Genomic DNA, 17,705 nt, shown 5'->3' on the forward strand with positions numbered 1-17,705 from the left:
ATTTTTATTGCCGTAACGCTGGAGCTACCATGAAAACCAAACTGAACGAACTGCTCGAATTCCCAACCTCTTTTACTTATAAAGTAATGGGCCTGGCGAAACCGGAGCTGGTTGATCTGGTCGTTGAGGTGGTGCAGCGCCACGCGCCGGGTGACTACACGCCTCAGGTTAAACCAAGCAGCAAGGGTAACTACCACTCCGTGTCGATTACCATTAATGCGACCCATATCGAGCAGGTAGAAACGCTGTACGAAGAGTTAGGCAACATCGAAATCGTTCGTATGGTGCTGTAAGGCGATGACCCGGCTAAGGCCGGGTTTTTGTTGTGATATACTTCCTCCCACCTTTTGCCTTCCGGAGACGCTGTTTTGTCTCAAGATACAATCCTGATCCGCAACCTTGGCCTGCAGCCTTACGAACCCGTATCGCAGGCAATGCATGACTTTACCGACACCCGCGACGACGCCACCGCCGACGAAATCTGGCTGGTAGAGCACCCTCAGGTATTTACCCAGGGTCAGGCGGGGAAAGCCGAGCATGTGCTTATGCCGGGAGACATCCCGGTGGTACAAAGCGATCGGGGAGGCCAGGTGACGTTTCACGGCCCTGGTCAGCAGGTAATGTACCTGCTGCTTAATTTAAAGCGCCGCAAGCTTGGCGTGCGCGAGCTGGTGACCGTACTGGAGCAAACCGTGGTGAATACGCTGGCGGAACTTGGTATTGAGGCCTACCCGCGAGCGGACGCCCCGGGCGTTTACGTTGACGGGCGGAAAATCTGCTCGCTGGGGCTGCGCATCCGCAGAGGCTGCTCCTTCCACGGCCTGGCGCTGAACATCGATATGGACCTCACCCCTTTCCTGCGCATCAACCCTTGCGGCTATGCGGGACTGGAAATGACCCAGGTGAGCCACTTTGTTAACGGCATCTCCGTAGCCGACGTTCAGCCACGCCTGGTAGCCCATTTTATGGCGCTGCTTGATAATCCCCCTCACGAATACGCTGCCGCGGATTAAACGGCGGTAACATTGCCGCCGTCCGCGGGTAATAATCACAAGTTAGATTATTCATTGGCGTCATTATTTAAATAATGACGCCACAAATCACGCTAATTAGTGCATCAAAACGCTTTATTTTTTCGCATTCGTGCTTGCCCCGGCAAAATAGCCGTATTAATTCACCCAATACTCCTATTTTTATCTATAAATATAATATTCTTTATTTTTTACCGGAGACCGGGCATGGGGCAAAACCCACTAGCTGAAAAAAAAACCATGGAACGCGATAGTGAAAATAACTATCCCGTATTCAAAGCATTACGCAACATAGATTTAAATTTACTGACGATTTTTGAAGCCGTATACATCCATAAAGGGATAGTGAATGCCGCTAAGGTACTGAACCTGACGCCTTCTGCTATTAGCCAATCCATCCAAAAATTACGATATATTTTCCCTGACCCGTTATTCATTCGTAAAGGCCAGGGCGTCACGCCGACCGCGTATGCGGCGCATCTTCACGAATATATCAGCCAGGGGCTGGAATCGATTCTGGGCGCGCTGGACTTTAATAGCAGCAACGATCAGCAGCGCACCATTACGCTAGCGACCCAGCCCTCTATCGGGGCGCTGGTTATTCCGAAGGTCTACTCGGCCATCCGCAAGGTCAACCCTAACCTGCTTATTCGCAACGTGCCTATCAACGACGGTGAATCGCAGCTTAGCCAGTTTCAAACTGACCTGATTATCGATACCGGCCGCCACTACGCACGAACGATCACCAGCATTCCGCTCTACCAGGAAAACATTGCTGTCGTCTGCCGCGAAGGTCACCCCTGTCTTGAAAAGCGGCTGACACTCGAAGATATGCAGAATATGGAACACACCTTTCTCATCATGCAGGATGACCTGCTGCGCGACCTGCGCCAGCAAATCAGTGAACGCCTGCCCAACCGCCAGATTGCCTTTAGTAGTTACAACTATGTGACTTTATCGTCGCTGCTCGGCAGCAGCGACCTGCTGGGCTTTATGCCGTGGCGGCTGTATGAAATGTTTAAAGATACCTGGAATCTGCGCGCCGTTGACTGCGACCTGTTTTCCGATAAAACCATGGAAACCAGTATGCATTTCAACAAGCTAAGCATACGTGACACGGTATTGCAGGATATAATCAAAGCGATTCGCAACGAATTCGCCGCTTAAAAAAGTGGTTTTCACCTCTTGCATGGCGTTCAGGAGGTGAACGACACGGCCATTAACCTTGCATTTAGCACAAAACAACAACCCATTTACAATTCTTTCTCCATTTCATGTTGGGGTATACTGATTCTCCCTGGCCGTGATGATATACTCCCGGCCATTAATTCAAAAATAGTTGATAGATCCCAACTTAGCTTGAATTCGATTAGCCTGACTTTATTATCCGCAACTGGAATACGCACCCTATGAGCAAACCCATTGTGATGGAACGCGGCGTTAAATACCGCGACGCCGATAAAATGGCTCTGATCCCGGTTAAAAACGTGGTCACAGAGCGCCAGGAGCTGTTAAGAAAGCCGGAATGGATGAAAATCAAACTTCCGTCTGACTCAACCCGCATCCAGGGCATTAAAGCGGCGATGCGCAAAAATGGTCTGCATTCCGTTTGCGAAGAAGCCTCCTGCCCGAACCTCGCCGAATGCTTTAACCACGGCACCGCGACCTTTATGATCCTGGGCGCAATTTGCACCCGCCGCTGCCCGTTCTGCGACGTGGCCCATGGCCGCCCGGTAGCACCGGATGCCAACGAACCGGCCAAGCTGGCGCAAACCATCGCCGATATGGCGCTGCGCTATGTGGTTATTACCTCGGTTGACCGCGACGATCTGCGCGACGGCGGTGCTCAGCACTTTGCCGACTGCATCAGCGCTATCCGCGAGAAAAATCCAACCATCAAGATTGAAACCCTGGTGCCGGACTTCCGTGGCCGTATGGATCGAGCGCTGGAAATCCTTACCGCGACCCCGCCGGACGTGTTCAACCACAACCTGGAAAACGTGCCGCGCGTGTACCGCAATGTGCGCCCGGGTGCGGACTATAACTGGTCGCTGAAGCTGCTGGAACGTTTCAAAGAAGCCCATCCACATATCCCGACTAAGTCTGGTTTGATGGTTGGCCTCGGTGAAACCAATGCGGAAATCATCGAAGTGATGCGCGATCTGCGCAGCCACGGCGTGACGATGCTGACCCTGGGTCAATACCTGCAGCCTAGCCGTCACCACCTGCCCGTGCAGCGCTATGTCAGCCCGGATGAGTTCGAAGAGATGAAAGCAGAAGCGCTGGCGATGGGCTTCACCCACGCGGCCTGTGGCCCGTTTGTGCGCTCTTCTTACCACGCTGACCTGCAGGCTAAAGGGATGGAAGTGAAATAATCTGGTTGCAGATTGTTACCTTTACTCTGTCCAAAATAAAAAACCGGCCTTATCAGCCGGTTTTTTTATTCTGCAAAGGTCAGCAATCAGTCTTTATGAATGATGCGGTCTGCAGGGGCCTGAGCTTCGGTATCGGACTTCTTGCCGTTGTCATCTTCAGCCATTGCTTTCTTAAAGCCTTTGATAGCGGAACCGAGATCGCCGCCCAGCGTGCGCAGCTTCTTAGTACCAAACAGCAATACGATCAGCGCGCCGACAACCAGCAGCTTAGTAATACTAATCTCTCCCATACCTACCTTCTTCTGTGATATGTGCCGTGACAACGGCGAATAAAAAAAACCTGATTTCATTAACGGTCATTTGTCCGCGCGACACAATAGCAATCTGTAACAAGGTGAATCAAGAGCTGATTAAAAAAACGTCATAACATTTGAGGTATCGCAAACCGTCGGTTATTAAGCACCGGCAGCATTTGCCGTACCGCCGCCACTCTGTCCGCCCTGAGTTCGGCGAAAATAAGCTCGGGCGATTCTGCCGCAGCCGCAATCGTGACGCCCAGCGGGTCAACAACCCGGCTCTGGCCGATATTTTTACTACCGCATTCGCCGCTCGCCACCAGATAGCAGGTGGTATCCAGCGCCCTGGCGGCTAGTAGCGTCGCCCAGTGAGCTTCTTTGTGCGGGCCTTTTAGCCACGCGGCAGGCAGGACGATAACCTCGGCACCCGCCAGCGCCAGGCTCAGGGCCATGTCGGGGAAACGCAGATCATAGCAGGTCATCAGGCCAACTTTCATTCCGGCAACCTCAAGCAGAGGAGCCAGCTCATTTCCTGCGTCCACCAGCCGGGATTCCTGAACGCTGAAAGCGTCGTACAAATGCACTTTCTGATATTGAGCCACGATTTCGCCGCCCCGAAGCGCCAACAGAGTATTTGCCGCCCGTCCCTGCCTGGTGGGGATATGCAGCGTCAGCACCGTCGTCATTCCATTTTTACGGCTTTCCTCGCGTAACTGTTCCACGTAGCAGCCATCGACAGGCTGGGCCGATTTGACAGACATATCCGGGTCGTTATCGTCCCGGGCGAGCACCGCCTCCGGCAACACCAGAAGGTCCGTTCCTGCCAGCCCGGCCTCGGCCATGAGCCCGACGCAGGTGGCTGCATTCTTCTGCCATTCAGGCCCCACCGCAAACTGCCCCACGGCAACCTTCATACCTGCTCCTCAACTAAATGATTAATTACAGTATATCGCGTGTAAATCTACATGTTCGAACGCTACACTTTGCCCATCAACGTATTTAGCAAGGATTAACCGTGATTCAGATGCTGTTCGCCGTGTTTATCGGCGGCGGGATCGGCAGCGTAACGCGCTGGTTCCTGAGTTTAAAATATAACCCGATTCATATGGGCATTCCTATCGGCACGCTGATAGCCAACCTGACCGGCGCTTTTATTATCGGCCTGGGGCTGGCGCTATTTAGCCGCTTCAGTAACGTCGATCCCGTGTGGAAACTGCTTATCACCACCGGCTTTTGCGGTGGCCTGACAACCTTCTCTACCTTTTCGGCTGAAGTGGTGCTGCTGTTACAGGACGGGCGCTTTGCGTGGGCCGGAATGAACGTGCTGCTGAACCTTGTCGGCTCATTTGTTATGACCGCACTCGCATTTTGGCTGGTTTCTCTGTTTGTCACCCGGTAATCACCGCCGGGTTAATGTTAGCTTAATTTTTCTCTGCCACTATCCCGCAACGATCTTTGGGGAGATGGCAATGAAAGAGCAAGTCACCGGCTGGTTGAGCGTTCTGGTTAGCGTAGTGATTGTAGGATTGTTTCTGAAAGCTTACCTGTTCGCCTGATAGACAGAAAAAACCGCCAGACAAAATGCCCTACAGCAGGGTCACTTCAAATCTGGCGGTTTTTGCAGCCTGGTTTCAGGCAAAAAAAAACCCGCCTTGGCGGGTTTTTATATTCTACTGGTAATGACTTAGATAGGCATTACGTTTGCAGCAGAAGGGCCTTTGGCACCGTTAGTGATTTCAAACTCAACGCGCTGGCCTTCAGCCAGGGTTTTGAAACCATTGCTCTGGATTGCAGAGAAGTGTACGAACACGTCTTTGCTGCCATCTTCCGGAGTAATGAAGCCGAAGCCTTTGGATTCATTAAACCACTTAACGTTACCTTTAATCTTAGACATCAAAATTACCTTTACATGAAAAAACGACACAAATGCTGTGTCGGGCATCAGTACAACAATTGTGGTGGCTTTTGTCCAGTCCAGAATTGAGAAAAAGTGATAAAAGTCGCGAAGTTTTTAACACCTGAAAGATTAACCCTTGTTTTTAAAGGGGTATAAAAAACTCCTTTTTCAGGGCTACCGGACAAGACAAAATCAGAACTGGAACCGCAGCCAGGCGAAGTAAACGTTGCCGTTGTTGTAAGTCCCTGGAATATAGGTCATCTGGAAGGTTGCCGGGCCATATCCTATGGAAGCCAGCGGCAGCACCAGTGGAACAGGAATGTACTTCCAGTTGTCGCGAGCGGTAACCCCCACGGTATACCCCAGCCCGAGGTGGAAGTTATCATCGCTCAGCGGTCGCCAGGTTTTCTCCCAGCCGTAGCCGCCAATCGGCTCCCATTTGTTAAAGGAATCTTTAAACGCCATCAGGTAGATGCCGTTCCAGTTCCCCTCCTCATCCCAGCGTGACTGGCCAAAACCGGCCCCCCACGGACGCTCGTTATAGCGATCGGTCTTATCTTTGTCATAGGCAAAGCGGGCATGCCAGGTGATTGCAGGAACGTAAAGATCATAATGCTCAGGCTCGTTCCAGGTCTTTGAAACATTGCTGGAAAAAGTATTCCACGCGTTAGTGAAAAACCCGCCTTCTGCGGCAAATGCAGCGGGTGTACTCAGCGCCAGCGCGCAAAACAAAATCAGATTCGAGAAAAATTTATTCGCGTAAGTCACGTCTTTCTTACCATATTAAAATTCGACAGCTACCTTACTGAATTATATCTCAATGAAAGCTAAATCAGCACCAGACTTAGCTTGAAAGTTGTACTCATTTAATGTCAAGTCACAAAGGTCTTAAATACTCATAAGATATCAATGAATAGCCATGCAAATCGGGTCGCATAAAATAGGCGACCCGTGAGAGAAAAGAGTTATTTACGCCGGTGGGTCAGCATATATACCGCCGGAATAACCAACATGGAAAGCAGAGGTGCGGTGACCATGCCGCCAATCATCGGCGCGGCAATACGCCTCATGACCTCTGATCCTGCGCCATTGCCCCACATAATGGGCAACAGACCGGCCATTATGGTGGCAACCGTCATCACCTTAGGCCTGACGCGCACCACCGCCCCCTCGTGGATAGCCCGCCGCAGCAGGCCGTCACTCTGCCCGCCCTCGGTTTTCAGGTGTTTATCCAGCGCCTGATTTAAATACAGCACCATTATCACACCAAATTCTGCCGCTACGCCTGCCAGAGCAATAAAACCAACAGCCCCGGCAACCGAAAGGTTATATCCCAGCAGATACAACAGCCACACACCGCCAATTAATGAGAACGGCAAAGTCCCCATAATTAATAGTGCATCTTTCACCCGGGAGAAAGTTACATACAGCAATACAAATATGATTAACAACGTAAACGGCAGCGCGATTTTTAATTTTGCCGTCGCCCGTTCGAGATATTCAAATTGCCCCGACCACGAGAGCGACACGCCTTCAGGAAGTTTCACCTGCTCGGCAACCACGCGCTGCATATCTTCTACCGCTGACTTTAAATCCCGCCCGCGCAGATCAACATAAATCCAGTTAGAAAGACGGGCATTCTCGCTTTTCAGCATCGGCGGCCCCTCGGTGATAGTGATATTAGCCAGCTCGGAAAGTGCAATCTGGCTGCCGTTAGCGGTAATCACCGGCAGGTCGCGAAGTTTTTGCAGGTTATCGCGCAGTTCACGCGGGTAGCGCACGTTAATCGGATAGCGTTCACGCCCCTCGATAGTTTCCCCGATGTTTTCACCGCCGATAACCGTGGACACCAGCGATTGCAGCTCCTTCACGGAAACGCCATAGCGAGCGGCTTTACGGCGATCGATGTCAATATCAACATAGCGCCCTCCCCCTAAGCGTTCTGCCAGCGCCGAAGTGACGCCCGGCACCTGCTTTACTACCCGCTCAATCTGCTCCGCCACCGACTCAATGGCCGCAATGTTATTGCCGTTCACCTTAATGCCCACCGGGCTTTTAATGCCGGTCGCCAGCATATCCAGGCGATTACGGATTGGCGGCACCCAAACGTTGGCTATGCCCGGAACCTTAACCACGTTATCCAGCTCGCTCACCAGCTTGTCCATCGTCATACCCGGTCGCCACTGGTCGCGAGGCTTAAAGCGAATGGTCGTTTCAATCATCGTCAGCGGTGCAGGGTCGGTTGCGGTTTCGGCCCTCCCTGCCTTACCAAACACCGTTTCCACTTCCGGCACGGTTTTGATCAGGCGGTCGGTCTGCTGCAACAGCCGCCCGGCTTCACGCGCCGAAATTCCCGGCAGGGTCGAAGGCATATAAAGCAGGTCCCCCTCATCCAGCGGCGGCATAAATTCGCTGCCCAACTGGCTAAGCGGCCAGAGCGTGGCCACCAGCAGCAGTCCCGCAACCGCCAGCGTGGTTTTAGGCTTATCGAGAACCTTTTCCAGCATCGGCTCATACGCCGCAATCAGCCAACGGTTAATCGGGTTAGCCTTTTCATCGGGAATTTTGCCGCGAATAAACCAGCCCATCAGCACCGGCACAAGGGTAATTCCCAGTCCGGCTGCAACCGCCATTGAATAGGTTTTGGTGAAGGCCAGCGGCGAGAACATGCGCCCTTCCTGCGCCTCAAGCGAGAAGACCGGAATAAATGACAGCGTAATGATAAGCAGGCTACAAAACAGCGCTGGCCCGACTTCAACCGCCGCCTGCTGGGAAATTTGCCAGTAATCGGCACTGCGTGGCTGCTCGCCGGGGTGGTCGTGCCTCCACTGCTCAAGCACCTTATGCATGTTTTCGATCATGACTATGGCGGCGTCCACCATCGCGCCAATCGCAATCGCAATACCGCCAAGCGACATGATGTTGGCGTTCACTCCCTGGTAATGCATCACGATAAATGCCCCAAGAATACCGAGCGGCAGGGTAATTATCGCCACCAGCGCGGAGCGGAAGTGGAATAAGAACAGAGAGCAGATAATAGCCACCACGATGAACTCTTCCAGCAGCTTGTGGGAGAGCGTATCAATTGCGTTTTCAATCAGATGTGAACGGTCATAGACCGGAACAATTTCCACACCGGCAGGCAGGCTTTTTTGCAGTTGAGCAAGCTTCTGCTTCACCGCATTAATGGTTTCGAGGGCATTTTTCCCATAACGCATCACAATGATGCCGCCCGCAACCTCACCTTCACCATTGAATTCCGCCACGCCGCGGCGAATTTCCGGCCCCAGCCTGACGGAAGCAACGTCGGAAAGCAGCACCGGCACGCCTTCCCGACTGGTAATCACCACCTGTTTAAAATCATCCAGATTTTTGAGATACCCCGCCGTACGAACCATATATTCGGCCTCGCCCATCTCAATAACCGAGCCGCCCCCTTCCTGGTTGGCGTTTTTCACCGCGCCAATCACCTGTTCATGGGTGATGTTAAGCGCCTTCATCCGTTCAGGATCGAGCACTATCTGGTACTGACGCACCATGCCGCCCACGCTTGCTACTTCCGAAACGTCAGGCACGGTTTTTAGCTCAAACTTCAGCGTCCAGTCCTGCAACGCCCGCAGGTCGGCCAGACTGTGCTTCCCGCTGCGATCTATCAGCGCATATTCATACACCCAGCCCACGCCGGTTGCGTCCGGCCCCAGTGAAGCTTTGGCCTCCGGCGGCAGCTGGGACTGAACCTGACTCAGGTATTCAAGCACCCGGGAACGCGCCCAGTATGGATCGGTGCCGTCATCAAACAGGACATAAACGTAGGAGTCGCCGAACATCGAAAAGCCGCGCACCGTTTTTGCGCCCGGAACGGAAAGCATTGTCGTGGTCAGCGGATAAGTCACCTGATCTTCAACGATCTGCGGCGCTTTTCCAGGGTAGCTTACGCGCACGATCACCTGCACGTCGGAAAGATCGGGCAAGGCATCGAGCGGCGCACGCTGAAGCGACCATAGCCCCCAGGCCGCCATGATAATGGCCGCCAGCACCACCAGCAGCCGGTTTTTTAGCGACCAGCGAATAACGGCAGCAATCATTTGCTCGCCCCCGCCATCGGCATCAGGTGGGTAATTACCGCACCCTCTTCGTCGTCCGTGCTAAAGCTGAACATCACCGCATCCCCCGGCTTCAGGTTGGTCGGCGACTTAAGCGCAAACGGCATTGTCATCGCCCCCCATTTAAGCGCGGGGATCGGCTGATGGGAGATGGTAATAGAATCGGCGCTAACGGCTTTCACCACGCCTTCGCCATCGTAGGTTTTAACCGTCGCCTTAGCCTGTGTTTGTGCCCCGCTCTCAGGTAAAGCGCTGCGCAGGCTGGCTTCAGAATCGATGAGGAACTGGCCTGATGTCACCACCTTTTCGCCCCCGGTCAGCCCGGAACGGATCTCCACCCAGCCTTTATCGACTATTCCCGGCACCACGTTTACCGGGCGGAAATGGCCGCCGTCTTCGGCTACCAGCACGCGGCTTTCATGGCCGGTTTCAATCAGCGACTCCTCCGGTACCGCCAGCACTGCCGTGCGCGGCTGCTGGTTAGCAAGCCTGACGCTCAGGTACATTCCCGGTTTGAGTTTCATCTGCGGGTTGTCGAGCACGATACGCGCCTTCAGGGTGCGGGTCGTGGTTTCCAGATTCGGCAGCAGCTCGCTAACCCGGCCATGGAAAGCTTCCCCCGGCCAGCTGTCGGCGCTGGCAACAATTTCGCTCCAGGGCTGCAACGCCTGAGCCTGAGACTGAGGATAATCCACTACAATCCATACCGATTGCAGGCTGGCGACCTCAAACAGCGGCGCATTCGCGCTAACCTGCTGGCCTTCACGTGCTTCGAGCTTGTTCACATATCCGGCAAGCTTCGCGCGCACGGTCACCCACGTTTGCGGTTTGCCGCTGCGCTCAACCTGGCTAATCACCTCCGTCGGCATAAATTGCAGCTGTAGCCGCTCTCTTGCCGCCGCCGTCAGCGCGCTGTCTCCCAACTTGCGCACAGCCAGATACTCCTGCTGGGCCGCCGTCCACTCAGGGAACCACAGCCGGGCCAAAGGCTCTCCGGCCTTCACGTACTGCTGCGGGGCTTTCACATACAGCGTCTCAACAATGCCATTCGCGCTGGCGGGAATAATTTGCACGCTGCGCTCGTCCAGCGTCACGGTGGCAAAAGCGGCAAAAGGAACACTCAAAGCCCGGCGCTCAACGGCTGCGGTTTTAACCCCCAGATTTTGCTGCTGGCGGCTGCTTACCGTTACGCCGCCGTCGTTAGTTACCTCATCCGCATAGCGGGCCACCAGCTCCATATCCATAAACGGTGATTTACCCGGTTTATCAAAGCGCTGCCCCGGCACCATTGGGTCATACCAGTAGAGCACTTTACGCCCGTTCTCCTGCCCTGCCTGTGGCTCTGGCTGAGCATGACCGCTTTGCTGCTTCCCGGCGTAATATCCTGCTGCCAGAGCGGCGACAACCGCGACGGCCAGCAGGGAAAAGTTAAGTGATTTTTTCATTAGTTAACGTCCTGAGGCGTGAGGTAGCGGATGGCGGCCCAGTTGGTGGCAACGGCTTTTTCAGCGCTGCTGGCGGTCAGCTCGGTGTCCAGAAGCTCGCGGCGAGCGGTCAGTAATTCCGCAAGCGTTGACTTCCCGGCGCTATATTGTGACTCCAGCAGTGACAGGCGCTGGCGCTGAAGCGGTAACGCCTGTTCCTGCTGGCGCTGCCAGACGCTTTGCGCCGCCTGATAATTCGCCACCAGCGTACGCACAAGGGCGACATGCTCCCGGCGAGCCAGCGCCAGCTGATCGTTCGCCTCCATCGAGCGGGAAACATCGGCGGAATAGTCTTTGTCCTGGCGCTGGGATTTAAACAGCGGCAGATCGACGGTAAACATCACCCCTGCCATATCGTCAAAGCCCTCGGCGCGGCGGGCGTAATAAACTTCCACTCCGACATCGGGTTTGGACGCAACCTCCGATTGTGCGGACTTCGCGCGGGCAACATCGGCCTCTCTTGCCGCTTCAATCACCTCTGGATGCTGCACCACGCCTTCTTCAAGCACCTGCGGGTCGGCGGGTAAACGCTGGAAGCGGGGCAGAGAACCGGCAACGCTATCAACCTGCTGGCCGGTCAGTTGCAGAAGACGAGTTTTTGCCAGCGTCACGTCGCGTTCGGCAAGCGTAACCTTGTCCTGCATGGTCAGCAGCGTCATGCGGATATCCACCACGCCGGAAGCGGGCGAGCTGCCGCTGGCTACAGTGGCCTTTTGCACGCCAACCTGCCGCTCGGTTTCACTCACCAGCTTGCGGGCGGCAATGAGTACTTTTTCGGACAGAGCCAGTTCAAGCCATGCCTGCGCGGTCTCGCGCTGAAGGTTGGCGCGGATAGTCTCAGCTTTAGCCTTGCTGCTGGCCGACTGGGCAAGGATCGTATCGGCCTTGCGGTCGCGTTTTTCCTCGCTAACGTAATCCTGCATGATGCCGATACGCTGCATCGTCATGCCTTCGCGGGTAAAGCGATGGCTGTTGCTGCCCTGCACCGGCAGGTTCTCAATACCAAACTTCAGTTTCGGGTCGGGGAGCTGGCGAGCGGAGTCCGCCATCGCGTTCAGGGCATCGCTCTGGTTCCGGTTTGCGGACAGGGCCGCGGAGTAGTGTTCGGCTGTCAGCAGAGTCTGTTGCAGGCTGAACTCCGCCGCCGGGGCGGCGGAGACAGACGCAGCAAACAGCACCCCGCCGAGCCAAAGGCTCAGGGTGTGTCGTTTCATGGCAACCTCGGTTAGTTAAGCGGGGTTGCGGAAACCAGCTGATACCCTTGTTCGTGCTGCGCGAAGGTGAACGAAATCTTCTCCCCAACGCTTAACGCAGGCACGGAACCGTCCTTCGGCAAAGAAAAGGTCATAGTCATTGCTGGCCAGCCGAGCCCGGCGACCGGGTGATGAGCAATAGAAACGGTGTCGGCGGTAAGTTTTTTCACCACGCCTTCGGTGTGGTAAACCGTCGCGGCAGGGGCAGCTTTCGCAGGCATCGACATGCCCTGCATATCGGACATACCAGCCATATCGTGAGAGGACTCTGCGGAAAACGCAGGGAAAGAGGCAGCGGAAAGCAGCGCAATAGCTGCGGCAAAACGAAGTGCTTTTAACATGATTAATCTCCAGAAACACGGTCAAAAAGGTGAAGGGCAAAAGCCCAAAACAATGACGGTGCTGGAGTTATTCTCTGAAACGGCAAAAACGGATCGTTGCCGGAGGGCCTGTCGCGGGAGGGACAACGTGGAAGACGGACTCAATAACCTGGCTACACTGCGGTTCAACCAGCGCAAGAGAATCAACAACCGGCAGAGCCACCAGCGAACTATGGCCGTTATCTTTCTGCATTACGTCAGGAACGCAATGCTTCTCACACAGCGGGTTGCTGATTTTCAACTGCATGGCCTGGTCGGCCATCTTCATTGAGCTGCTATGCGGGGCCGCCATAGGGCCTGCGGTCATATCGACCGGGCAATCGTAAGACGCCACCGCCACCTGACTGTTGACAAAAAGCCAGCCAAACGCCAACAGCAGCATCAAAAGATGCTTCCTGAAAAAGCGCCAGCGGCTTGTCGACCAGAAGGAGGTGTGCAGCATAAAAACCCCGCAATAAAAGTGACCCGCAGTATAGGCGGCTGCGGGCGCTATTTTAAAGATTTTTTTAAATGCTTTACGAATGCCCCCGAAATTAACAATTGCGCAAAATATCACTCATAAGACAGCAACCTTATGCTGCTTTAATCAGCTAAACTCGCTCGTCTTTTATTCCCGTTTTCAATAAGCAGTTTGAATAACTGCAATCCCGACTGCAAAAGCCACAGCGGAATTTGATCCGTTACGCGGAATATTGATGCTCATCAGAAACTACAATCCTGTTATCAGGCAAATTCGTAGCCCTTTGCAGTATCCTGCAAAGTCACTTTAATTATTCAGGCAGACGGACTTAACAGCCGCAAGCGTAAGGTGCTGCTGTGCGCCTTAACGCACTGGGGGAAATAATGCTTACAATTCTGGAACTTATTATTGGGGTAGTGGTGATTGTGGGCGTTGCCCGCTACATCATAAAAGGCTACTCGGCTACCGGCGTGCTGTTCGTTGGCGGGCTATTGCTGCTGATCGTCAGCGCCTTAATGGGCCACAAAGTCCTGCCTGCCAGTGCAGAAAGCACCGGCTATACCGCCACGGATATTTTTGAATACGTCAAAATCCTGCTGATGAGCCGCGGCGGCGATCTCGGGATGATGATCATGATGTTGTGCGGCTTTGCGGCTTATATGACGCATATCGGCGCTAACGACGTGGTGGTAAAACTGGCATCTAAGCCGCTGAAGTTCATCAACTCCCCTTATCTGTTGATGATTGCCGCCTACTTCGTCGCCTGCCTGATGTCGCTGGCCGTTTCGTCGGCTACCGGCCTCGGCGTACTGTTGATGGCCACGCTATTCCCGGTGATGGTCAACGTCGGTATCAGCCGTGGTGCCGCAGCCGCTATTTGTGCTTCCCCGGCGGCAATCATTCTCGCCCCGACCTCCGGTGACGTGGTGCTGGCGGCTCAGGCTTCAGAAATGTCGCTGGTGGATTTTGCCTTTAAAACCACGATTCCTATCTCCATCGCGGCCATTATCAGCATGGCGATTGCGCACTTTTTCTGGCAGCGCTATCTCGATAAAAAAGAGCACATCAATCACGAAATGCTCGACGTGAGTGAAATCCAGACCACCGCGCCATCTTTCTATGCCCTGCTGCCTTTTACTCCAATCATCGGGGTGCTTATCTTCGACGGGAAATGGGGCCCGCAGCTGCATATCATTACCATTCTGGTGATTTGTATTCTGATTGCTGCCCTGATTGAGTTTTTCCGCAGCTTCAACACCCAGCACGTCTTCTCCGGGATGGAAGTTTGCTACCGCGGAATGGCGGACGCCTTTGCCAACGTGGTGATGCTGCTGGTGGCCGCTGGCGTCTTTGCTCAGGGCCTAAGCACTATCGGCTTTATCCAGAGCCTTATCTCGATTGCCACCTCGTTTGGCTCAGCCAGCATTATCCTGATGCTGGTGCTGGTGATATTGACGATGCTGGCAGCAATGACCACCGGCTCCGGTAATGCGCCGTTCTATGCCTTCGTGGAGATGATCCCTAAGCTGGCGCACTCTTCAGGCATTAATCCGGCATACCTGACTATCCCGATGCTGCAAGCCTCCAACCTGGGCCGCACGATTTCACCGGTCTCCGGCGTGGTCGTTGCCGTGGCAGGGATGGCCAAAATCTCACCATTCGAAGTGGTGAAACGAACCTCTGTCCCGGTTGCCGTTGGCTTAATCGTGGTGATAGTTGCCACCGAGATCCTGGTACCGGCTGCGGCCCTGGTTCACTAACCGCTCTGTTCACGACGCTAAAGCGCCTGCATCGGGCGCTTTTTTTATGCTTATAATAATCGCGCCTCCCGGACTAATAAGAGAAAAAGATATGAACGCCATTGCCTGTAAGACATTGCTGCTGTGCGCCCCGCTTCTGGCCAGCCAGTTGGCACAGGCCGATCCGCTGCAACCCGCCCGTTACGGCGATTTTGACCGCTACGTGCTGGCTTTATCCTGGCAGACCGGCTTCTGCCAGAGCATGCACGACCGCAACCGCAACGTCCCCGAAGAGTGCGCCACCCAGCAGGAGCAGGCCGACAAACGCGCCTTCCTGACGGTGCATGGCCTGTGGGCCGGGCTACCAAAATCCGTTGCCGCGCGCGGCGTGGATGAGAAACGCTGGATGCGCTACGGCTGCGCAACCCGCCCGATCCCCAACATGGCGGAGGCCAGAGCCTCAAATAAATGCGCCGCTCCGGACACCGGCCTTTCGGTTGAGATGGCTTCGAAGCTCTCCGGCGTGATGCCGGGTGCGGGCGGCAACTCCTGCCTGGAACGTTACGAGTTCGCCAAACACGGCGTCTGCTTCGGCTTCAACCCGGACGACTACTTCGGCACCATGGTGCGCCTCAACGGCGAAGTTAAACAGAGCGCCTTCGGCGAATTTTTGGCTCAAAACTACGGCAAAGTTGTGACGCGTAAAGACTTTAATAAAGCCCTGAAGCAAAGTTGGGGTGGTGACGCGGTCAGCGCGGTAAAACTCACCTGCGACGGTAACCCTGCCTATCTGACGGAAATGCAGATATCCCTGCTGGCAGACAAAATTAACCAGCCGCTGCAAAGCGCCTCGTTTGCACCGCAGAAACATCCCGGCAACTGCGGGAAAAGCTTCCGTCTGGACGCCGTGGGTGACTAAAACACATAAATACTGAAGTCATTTTTTAATCGTATCACTGTTTGTTCCGGGTTTCACGGAGTAGCCTTCAGGTATCGAATACGGAGGTGACCATGAACAGAACAAAACGCTTTTTACTGCAACTAAAAGCACAGTTTGAATGTGAAGGGAAAAAACAGAAGCTGCTGGGGTTTATCTGGCTCTCACCCCAGCAGCGCTACGAGATCCTGAAAGAGATCCTGCTGCCGCTGGCTGAAAAAAATGGCCGCTAAAGCGTTGTCGGGCCGTCGCATATACGATGGCCCGCTCACAAATATTTCGCAAAAAACATTATTCCAGACGCGATAAAACCGAATTGTAAATTCAAATTAATAGCCAGCTGCTTTATTTGCCGCCTTAATTTTCTCGTTTCTCATATTCTTATCATAACCATCCTTTGCATTTAATATTTCACCCGTAGCGCTGATGAAATCGGATGCGGTACAACCGGCCAGCATAAAACTGGCGGATAACAATATAGCTCTAATCATGAAACAACTCCCCGGCAATCAAGATCATAAAAATAAACATTAACAATCAATGAATTAAAAAATTTATTACTATTAAATTCATCAATCGTGAAATGGAAAAAATCGGCCGTGGATTTTAAATTTCTTCGGGATAAAATCAAGAGCTTTATTCTATTTATTAACAATATAACCACAAAGTGGTAATTACTTCCCTGAAATAAAACCGACCTAAAAATAGGCCGATTTTAACTCAGAGCAGGATCAGTTCTTTAAAAATGCCAGCAGATCTTCATTAATCTGCTGTTTGTGCGTAGTGCAAATCCCGTGCGAACCGCCTTTGTAAACCTTCAATTCAGCATCAGGTAGCAGCTCCGCGGCAGCCTTACCGCAGGTTTCAAAAGGAACGATCTGGTCGTCATCGCCGTGAATCACCAGCGTCGGGATGGTCATTTTCCGCAGATCTTCGCGCTGATCGGTTTCGGAGAAGGCTTTGATACAGTCATACATCGCCTTGATGCTCCCCTGCATCCCCTGCGCCACGAAGCTATCACGCACGCCCTCAGATACTTTGGCATCCGGGCGGTTGTATCCATAAAACGCCAGCGTCAATTCTTTGAAAAACGCCGCACGATCTTCCACCACGCCTTTGCGGATACCGTCAAAGACGTCGAGCGGAACGCCATCTGGATTCCATTCTGTTTTCAGCATGATCGGCGGCACTGCGCCAATCAATACTGCTTTAGCCACCCGACCGGTTCCGTGACGGCCAATATAGCGGGCCACTTCACCTCCGCCGGTGGAATGCCCAACGTGCACGGCATCTTTTAAATTAAGGTGAGCAGTCAACTCAGCCAGATCGTCCGCATACTGATCCATATTATGCCCATCCCAGGGCTGGGACGAGCGGCCGTGGCCGCGCCTGTCATGAGCGATAACCCGAAAACCTTGCTGCCCAAGAAATAACATTTGGTCTTCAAACGCATCGGCGGTAAGCGGCCAGCCGTGGCTGAATACCACCGGCTGCCCCTCGCCCCAATCCTTAAAATACAGCGAGCTGCCGTCCTTCAATTTCAGTTTGTCGTACTGGCTCATGTTCTCTCCCGTCCGGTTGTCTAAGGTGTCAGAAACATCGACGTTGCCCATAAAGCGTAACGTATCTCTCGCACCTGTCAGACTTTCCCTCGCCAGACAACTCACCCGCTCACCTTTTATCCTGATTATTTCGATAGTTTGAGCTTGCTCTCAAAATGTTAACAAACATTACAGAGTTCATTTACAGG

Annotated in this window: 19 protein-coding genes; 8 read left to right on the forward strand and 11 right to left on the reverse strand. The window is 53.6% G+C overall.

Annotated elements, in window-relative coordinates:
• The first annotated feature begins 29 nt into the window (after positions 1-29).
• The 4 genes from ybeD (at position 30) to lipA (ending at position 3,406) form a co-directional block, all read left to right on the forward strand.
• A complete protein-coding gene (gene ybeD / locus FOC35_RS02885) occupies positions 30-293 on the forward strand; it encodes a DUF493 family protein YbeD (RefSeq protein ID WP_008456041.1) in 264 nt (87 codons plus the stop codon).
• 75 nt (positions 294-368) lie between these two features.
• Positions 369-1,013 (forward strand): lipoyl(octanoyl) transferase LipB, encoded by a 645-nt coding sequence (lipB, locus tag FOC35_RS02890; RefSeq protein WP_039897993.1) that lies wholly within the window; start codon positions 369-371, stop codon positions 1,011-1,013.
• A gap of 225 nt (positions 1,014-1,238) precedes the next feature.
• A complete protein-coding gene (locus tag FOC35_RS02895) occupies positions 1,239-2,198 on the forward strand; it encodes a YbeF family transcriptional regulator (RefSeq protein ID WP_172568079.1) in 960 nt (319 codons plus the stop codon).
• A 242-nt stretch (positions 2,199-2,440) separates the two neighbouring features.
• On the forward strand, positions 2,441-3,406 hold the full coding sequence (gene lipA, locus FOC35_RS02900; RefSeq protein ID WP_016535343.1) for a lipoyl synthase: 966 nt from the start codon (positions 2,441-2,443) through the stop codon (positions 3,404-3,406).
• 86 nt (positions 3,407-3,492) lie between these two features.
• Here the strand turns inward: lipA and tatE are convergent, their stop codons facing one another.
• Positions 3,493-3,696 (reverse strand): twin-arginine translocase subunit TatE, encoded by a 204-nt coding sequence (gene tatE / locus FOC35_RS02905; protein WP_039897992.1) that lies wholly within the window; start codon positions 3,694-3,696, stop codon positions 3,493-3,495.
• Positions 3,697-3,827: 131 nt separating this feature from the next.
• The gene (locus tag FOC35_RS02910; RefSeq protein WP_172568080.1) at positions 3,828-4,616 is read right to left on the reverse strand and encodes a deaminated glutathione amidase; all 789 of its coding nucleotides are present in this window, start codon (positions 4,614-4,616) and stop codon (positions 3,828-3,830) included.
• Between the two features lie 101 nt (positions 4,617-4,717).
• On the opposite strand from FOC35_RS02910, the gene crcB reads away from it, so the two are divergent.
• Positions 4,718-5,101: a fluoride efflux transporter CrcB gene (gene crcB, locus FOC35_RS02915; protein ID WP_039897991.1), complete on the forward strand. Its 384-nt coding sequence runs from the start codon at positions 4,718-4,720 to the stop codon at positions 5,099-5,101.
• Positions 5,102-5,386: 285 nt separating this feature from the next.
• Here crcB and cspE read toward each other — a convergent pair whose 3' ends face one another.
• The 7 genes from cspE to FOC35_RS02950 all read right to left on the reverse strand — a co-directional run bounded on the left by cspE (position 5,387) and on the right by FOC35_RS02950 (position 13,261).
• Positions 5,387-5,596 carry a transcription antiterminator/RNA stability regulator CspE gene (gene cspE / locus FOC35_RS02920; RefSeq protein WP_004100146.1) on the reverse strand — a complete coding sequence of 70 codons (210 nt, stop codon included), beginning with the start codon at positions 5,594-5,596 and terminating at the stop codon, positions 5,387-5,389.
• A 195-nt stretch (positions 5,597-5,791) separates the two neighbouring features.
• Positions 5,792-6,367: a lipid IV(A) palmitoyltransferase PagP gene (pagP, locus tag FOC35_RS02925; RefSeq protein WP_016535337.1), complete on the reverse strand. Its 576-nt coding sequence runs from the start codon at positions 6,365-6,367 to the stop codon at positions 5,792-5,794.
• A gap of 197 nt (positions 6,368-6,564) precedes the next feature.
• Positions 6,565-9,684: an efflux RND transporter permease subunit gene (locus tag FOC35_RS02930; RefSeq protein WP_172568081.1), complete on the reverse strand. Its 3,120-nt coding sequence runs from the start codon at positions 9,682-9,684 to the stop codon at positions 6,565-6,567.
• Positions 9,681-11,147, reverse strand: a complete 1,467-nt coding sequence (locus FOC35_RS02935; protein ID WP_172568082.1) for an efflux RND transporter periplasmic adaptor subunit — start codon at positions 11,145-11,147, stop codon at positions 9,681-9,683. The genes FOC35_RS02930 and FOC35_RS02935 overlap by 4 nt, the downstream gene beginning before the upstream one ends.
• Positions 11,147-12,400, reverse strand: a complete 1,254-nt coding sequence (locus tag FOC35_RS02940; protein ID WP_172568083.1) for a TolC family protein — start codon at positions 12,398-12,400, stop codon at positions 11,147-11,149. The genes FOC35_RS02935 and FOC35_RS02940 overlap by 1 nt, the downstream gene beginning before the upstream one ends.
• Before the next feature lie 11 nt (positions 12,401-12,411).
• On the reverse strand, positions 12,412-12,780 hold the full coding sequence (locus FOC35_RS02945) for a copper-binding protein (RefSeq protein WP_172568084.1): 369 nt from the start codon (positions 12,778-12,780) through the stop codon (positions 12,412-12,414).
• 67 nt (positions 12,781-12,847) lie between these two features.
• Positions 12,848-13,261, reverse strand: coding sequence for a DUF2946 domain-containing protein (locus tag FOC35_RS02950; protein ID WP_316245178.1), 414 nt, complete (start codon positions 13,259-13,261; stop codon positions 12,848-12,850).
• A gap of 401 nt (positions 13,262-13,662) precedes the next feature.
• Here FOC35_RS02950 and dcuC point away from each other — a divergent pair, with 401 nt between their 5' ends.
• The 3 genes from dcuC to FOC35_RS02965 all read left to right on the forward strand — a co-directional run bounded on the left by dcuC (position 13,663) and on the right by FOC35_RS02965 (position 16,188).
• A complete protein-coding gene (gene dcuC / locus FOC35_RS02955) occupies positions 13,663-15,039 on the forward strand; it encodes an anaerobic C4-dicarboxylate transporter DcuC (protein ID WP_016535331.1) in 1,377 nt (458 codons plus the stop codon).
• A 91-nt stretch (positions 15,040-15,130) separates the two neighbouring features.
• On the forward strand, positions 15,131-15,937 hold the full coding sequence (gene rna / locus FOC35_RS02960; RefSeq protein WP_172568086.1) for a ribonuclease I: 807 nt from the start codon (positions 15,131-15,133) through the stop codon (positions 15,935-15,937).
• Positions 15,938-16,029: 92 nt separating this feature from the next.
• Complete coding sequence (locus FOC35_RS02965) at positions 16,030-16,188, forward strand: hypothetical protein (protein ID WP_016535329.1); 159 nt, start codon at positions 16,030-16,032, stop codon at positions 16,186-16,188.
• Positions 16,189-16,284: 96 nt separating this feature from the next.
• Here FOC35_RS02965 and FOC35_RS02970 read toward each other — a convergent pair whose 3' ends face one another.
• Together FOC35_RS02970 and FOC35_RS02975 are read right to left on the reverse strand one after the other, a co-directional pair.
• A complete protein-coding gene (locus tag FOC35_RS02970) occupies positions 16,285-16,446 on the reverse strand; it encodes a hypothetical protein (protein ID WP_172568087.1) in 162 nt (53 codons plus the stop codon).
• Between the two features lie 240 nt (positions 16,447-16,686).
• Positions 16,687-17,517, reverse strand: a complete 831-nt coding sequence (locus tag FOC35_RS02975; RefSeq protein ID WP_172568088.1) for an alpha/beta fold hydrolase — start codon at positions 17,515-17,517, stop codon at positions 16,687-16,689.
• Between the last annotated feature and the right edge of the window lie 188 nt (positions 17,518-17,705).

Source organism: Cedecea sp. FDAARGOS_727, from assembly GCF_012273235.1.
In the GTDB taxonomy this organism is placed as follows: domain Bacteria; phylum Pseudomonadota; class Gammaproteobacteria; order Enterobacterales; family Enterobacteriaceae; genus Cedecea; species Cedecea davisae.

Coding starts and splice junctions, on each gene's coding strand:
- ybeD (WP_008456041.1), top strand. CDS start 30: ATGAAAACCAAACTGAACGAACTGCTCGAATTCCCAACCTCTTTTACT.
- FOC35_RS02895 (WP_172568079.1), top strand. CDS start 1,239: ATGGGGCAAAACCCACTAGCTGAAAAAAAAACCATGGAACGCGATAGT.
- lipA (WP_016535343.1), top strand. CDS start 2,441: ATGAGCAAACCCATTGTGATGGAACGCGGCGTTAAATACCGCGACGCC.
- tatE (WP_039897992.1), bottom strand. CDS start 3,696: ATGGGAGAGATTAGTATTACTAAGCTGCTGGTTGTCGGCGCGCTGATC.
- FOC35_RS02910 (WP_172568080.1), bottom strand. CDS start 4,616: ATGAAGGTTGCCGTGGGGCAGTTTGCGGTGGGGCCTGAATGGCAGAAG.
- cspE (WP_004100146.1), bottom strand. CDS start 5,596: ATGTCTAAGATTAAAGGTAACGTTAAGTGGTTTAATGAATCCAAAGGC.
- FOC35_RS02930 (WP_172568081.1), bottom strand. CDS start 9,684: ATGATTGCTGCCGTTATTCGCTGGTCGCTAAAAAACCGGCTGCTGGTG.
- FOC35_RS02935 (WP_172568082.1), bottom strand. CDS start 11,147: ATGAAAAAATCACTTAACTTTTCCCTGCTGGCCGTCGCGGTTGTCGCC.
- FOC35_RS02940 (WP_172568083.1), bottom strand. CDS start 12,400: ATGAAACGACACACCCTGAGCCTTTGGCTCGGCGGGGTGCTGTTTGCT.
- FOC35_RS02945 (WP_172568084.1), bottom strand. CDS start 12,780: ATGTTAAAAGCACTTCGTTTTGCCGCAGCTATTGCGCTGCTTTCCGCT.
- FOC35_RS02950 (WP_316245178.1), bottom strand. CDS start 13,261: ATGCTGCACACCTCCTTCTGGTCGACAAGCCGCTGGCGCTTTTTCAGG.
- dcuC (WP_016535331.1), top strand. CDS start 13,663: ATGCTTACAATTCTGGAACTTATTATTGGGGTAGTGGTGATTGTGGGC.
- rna (WP_172568086.1), top strand. CDS start 15,131: ATGAACGCCATTGCCTGTAAGACATTGCTGCTGTGCGCCCCGCTTCTG.
- FOC35_RS02965 (WP_016535329.1), top strand. CDS start 16,030: ATGAACAGAACAAAACGCTTTTTACTGCAACTAAAAGCACAGTTTGAA.
- FOC35_RS02970 (WP_172568087.1), bottom strand. CDS start 16,446: ATGATTAGAGCTATATTGTTATCCGCCAGTTTTATGCTGGCCGGTTGT.
- FOC35_RS02975 (WP_172568088.1), bottom strand. CDS start 17,517: ATGAGCCAGTACGACAAACTGAAATTGAAGGACGGCAGCTCGCTGTAT.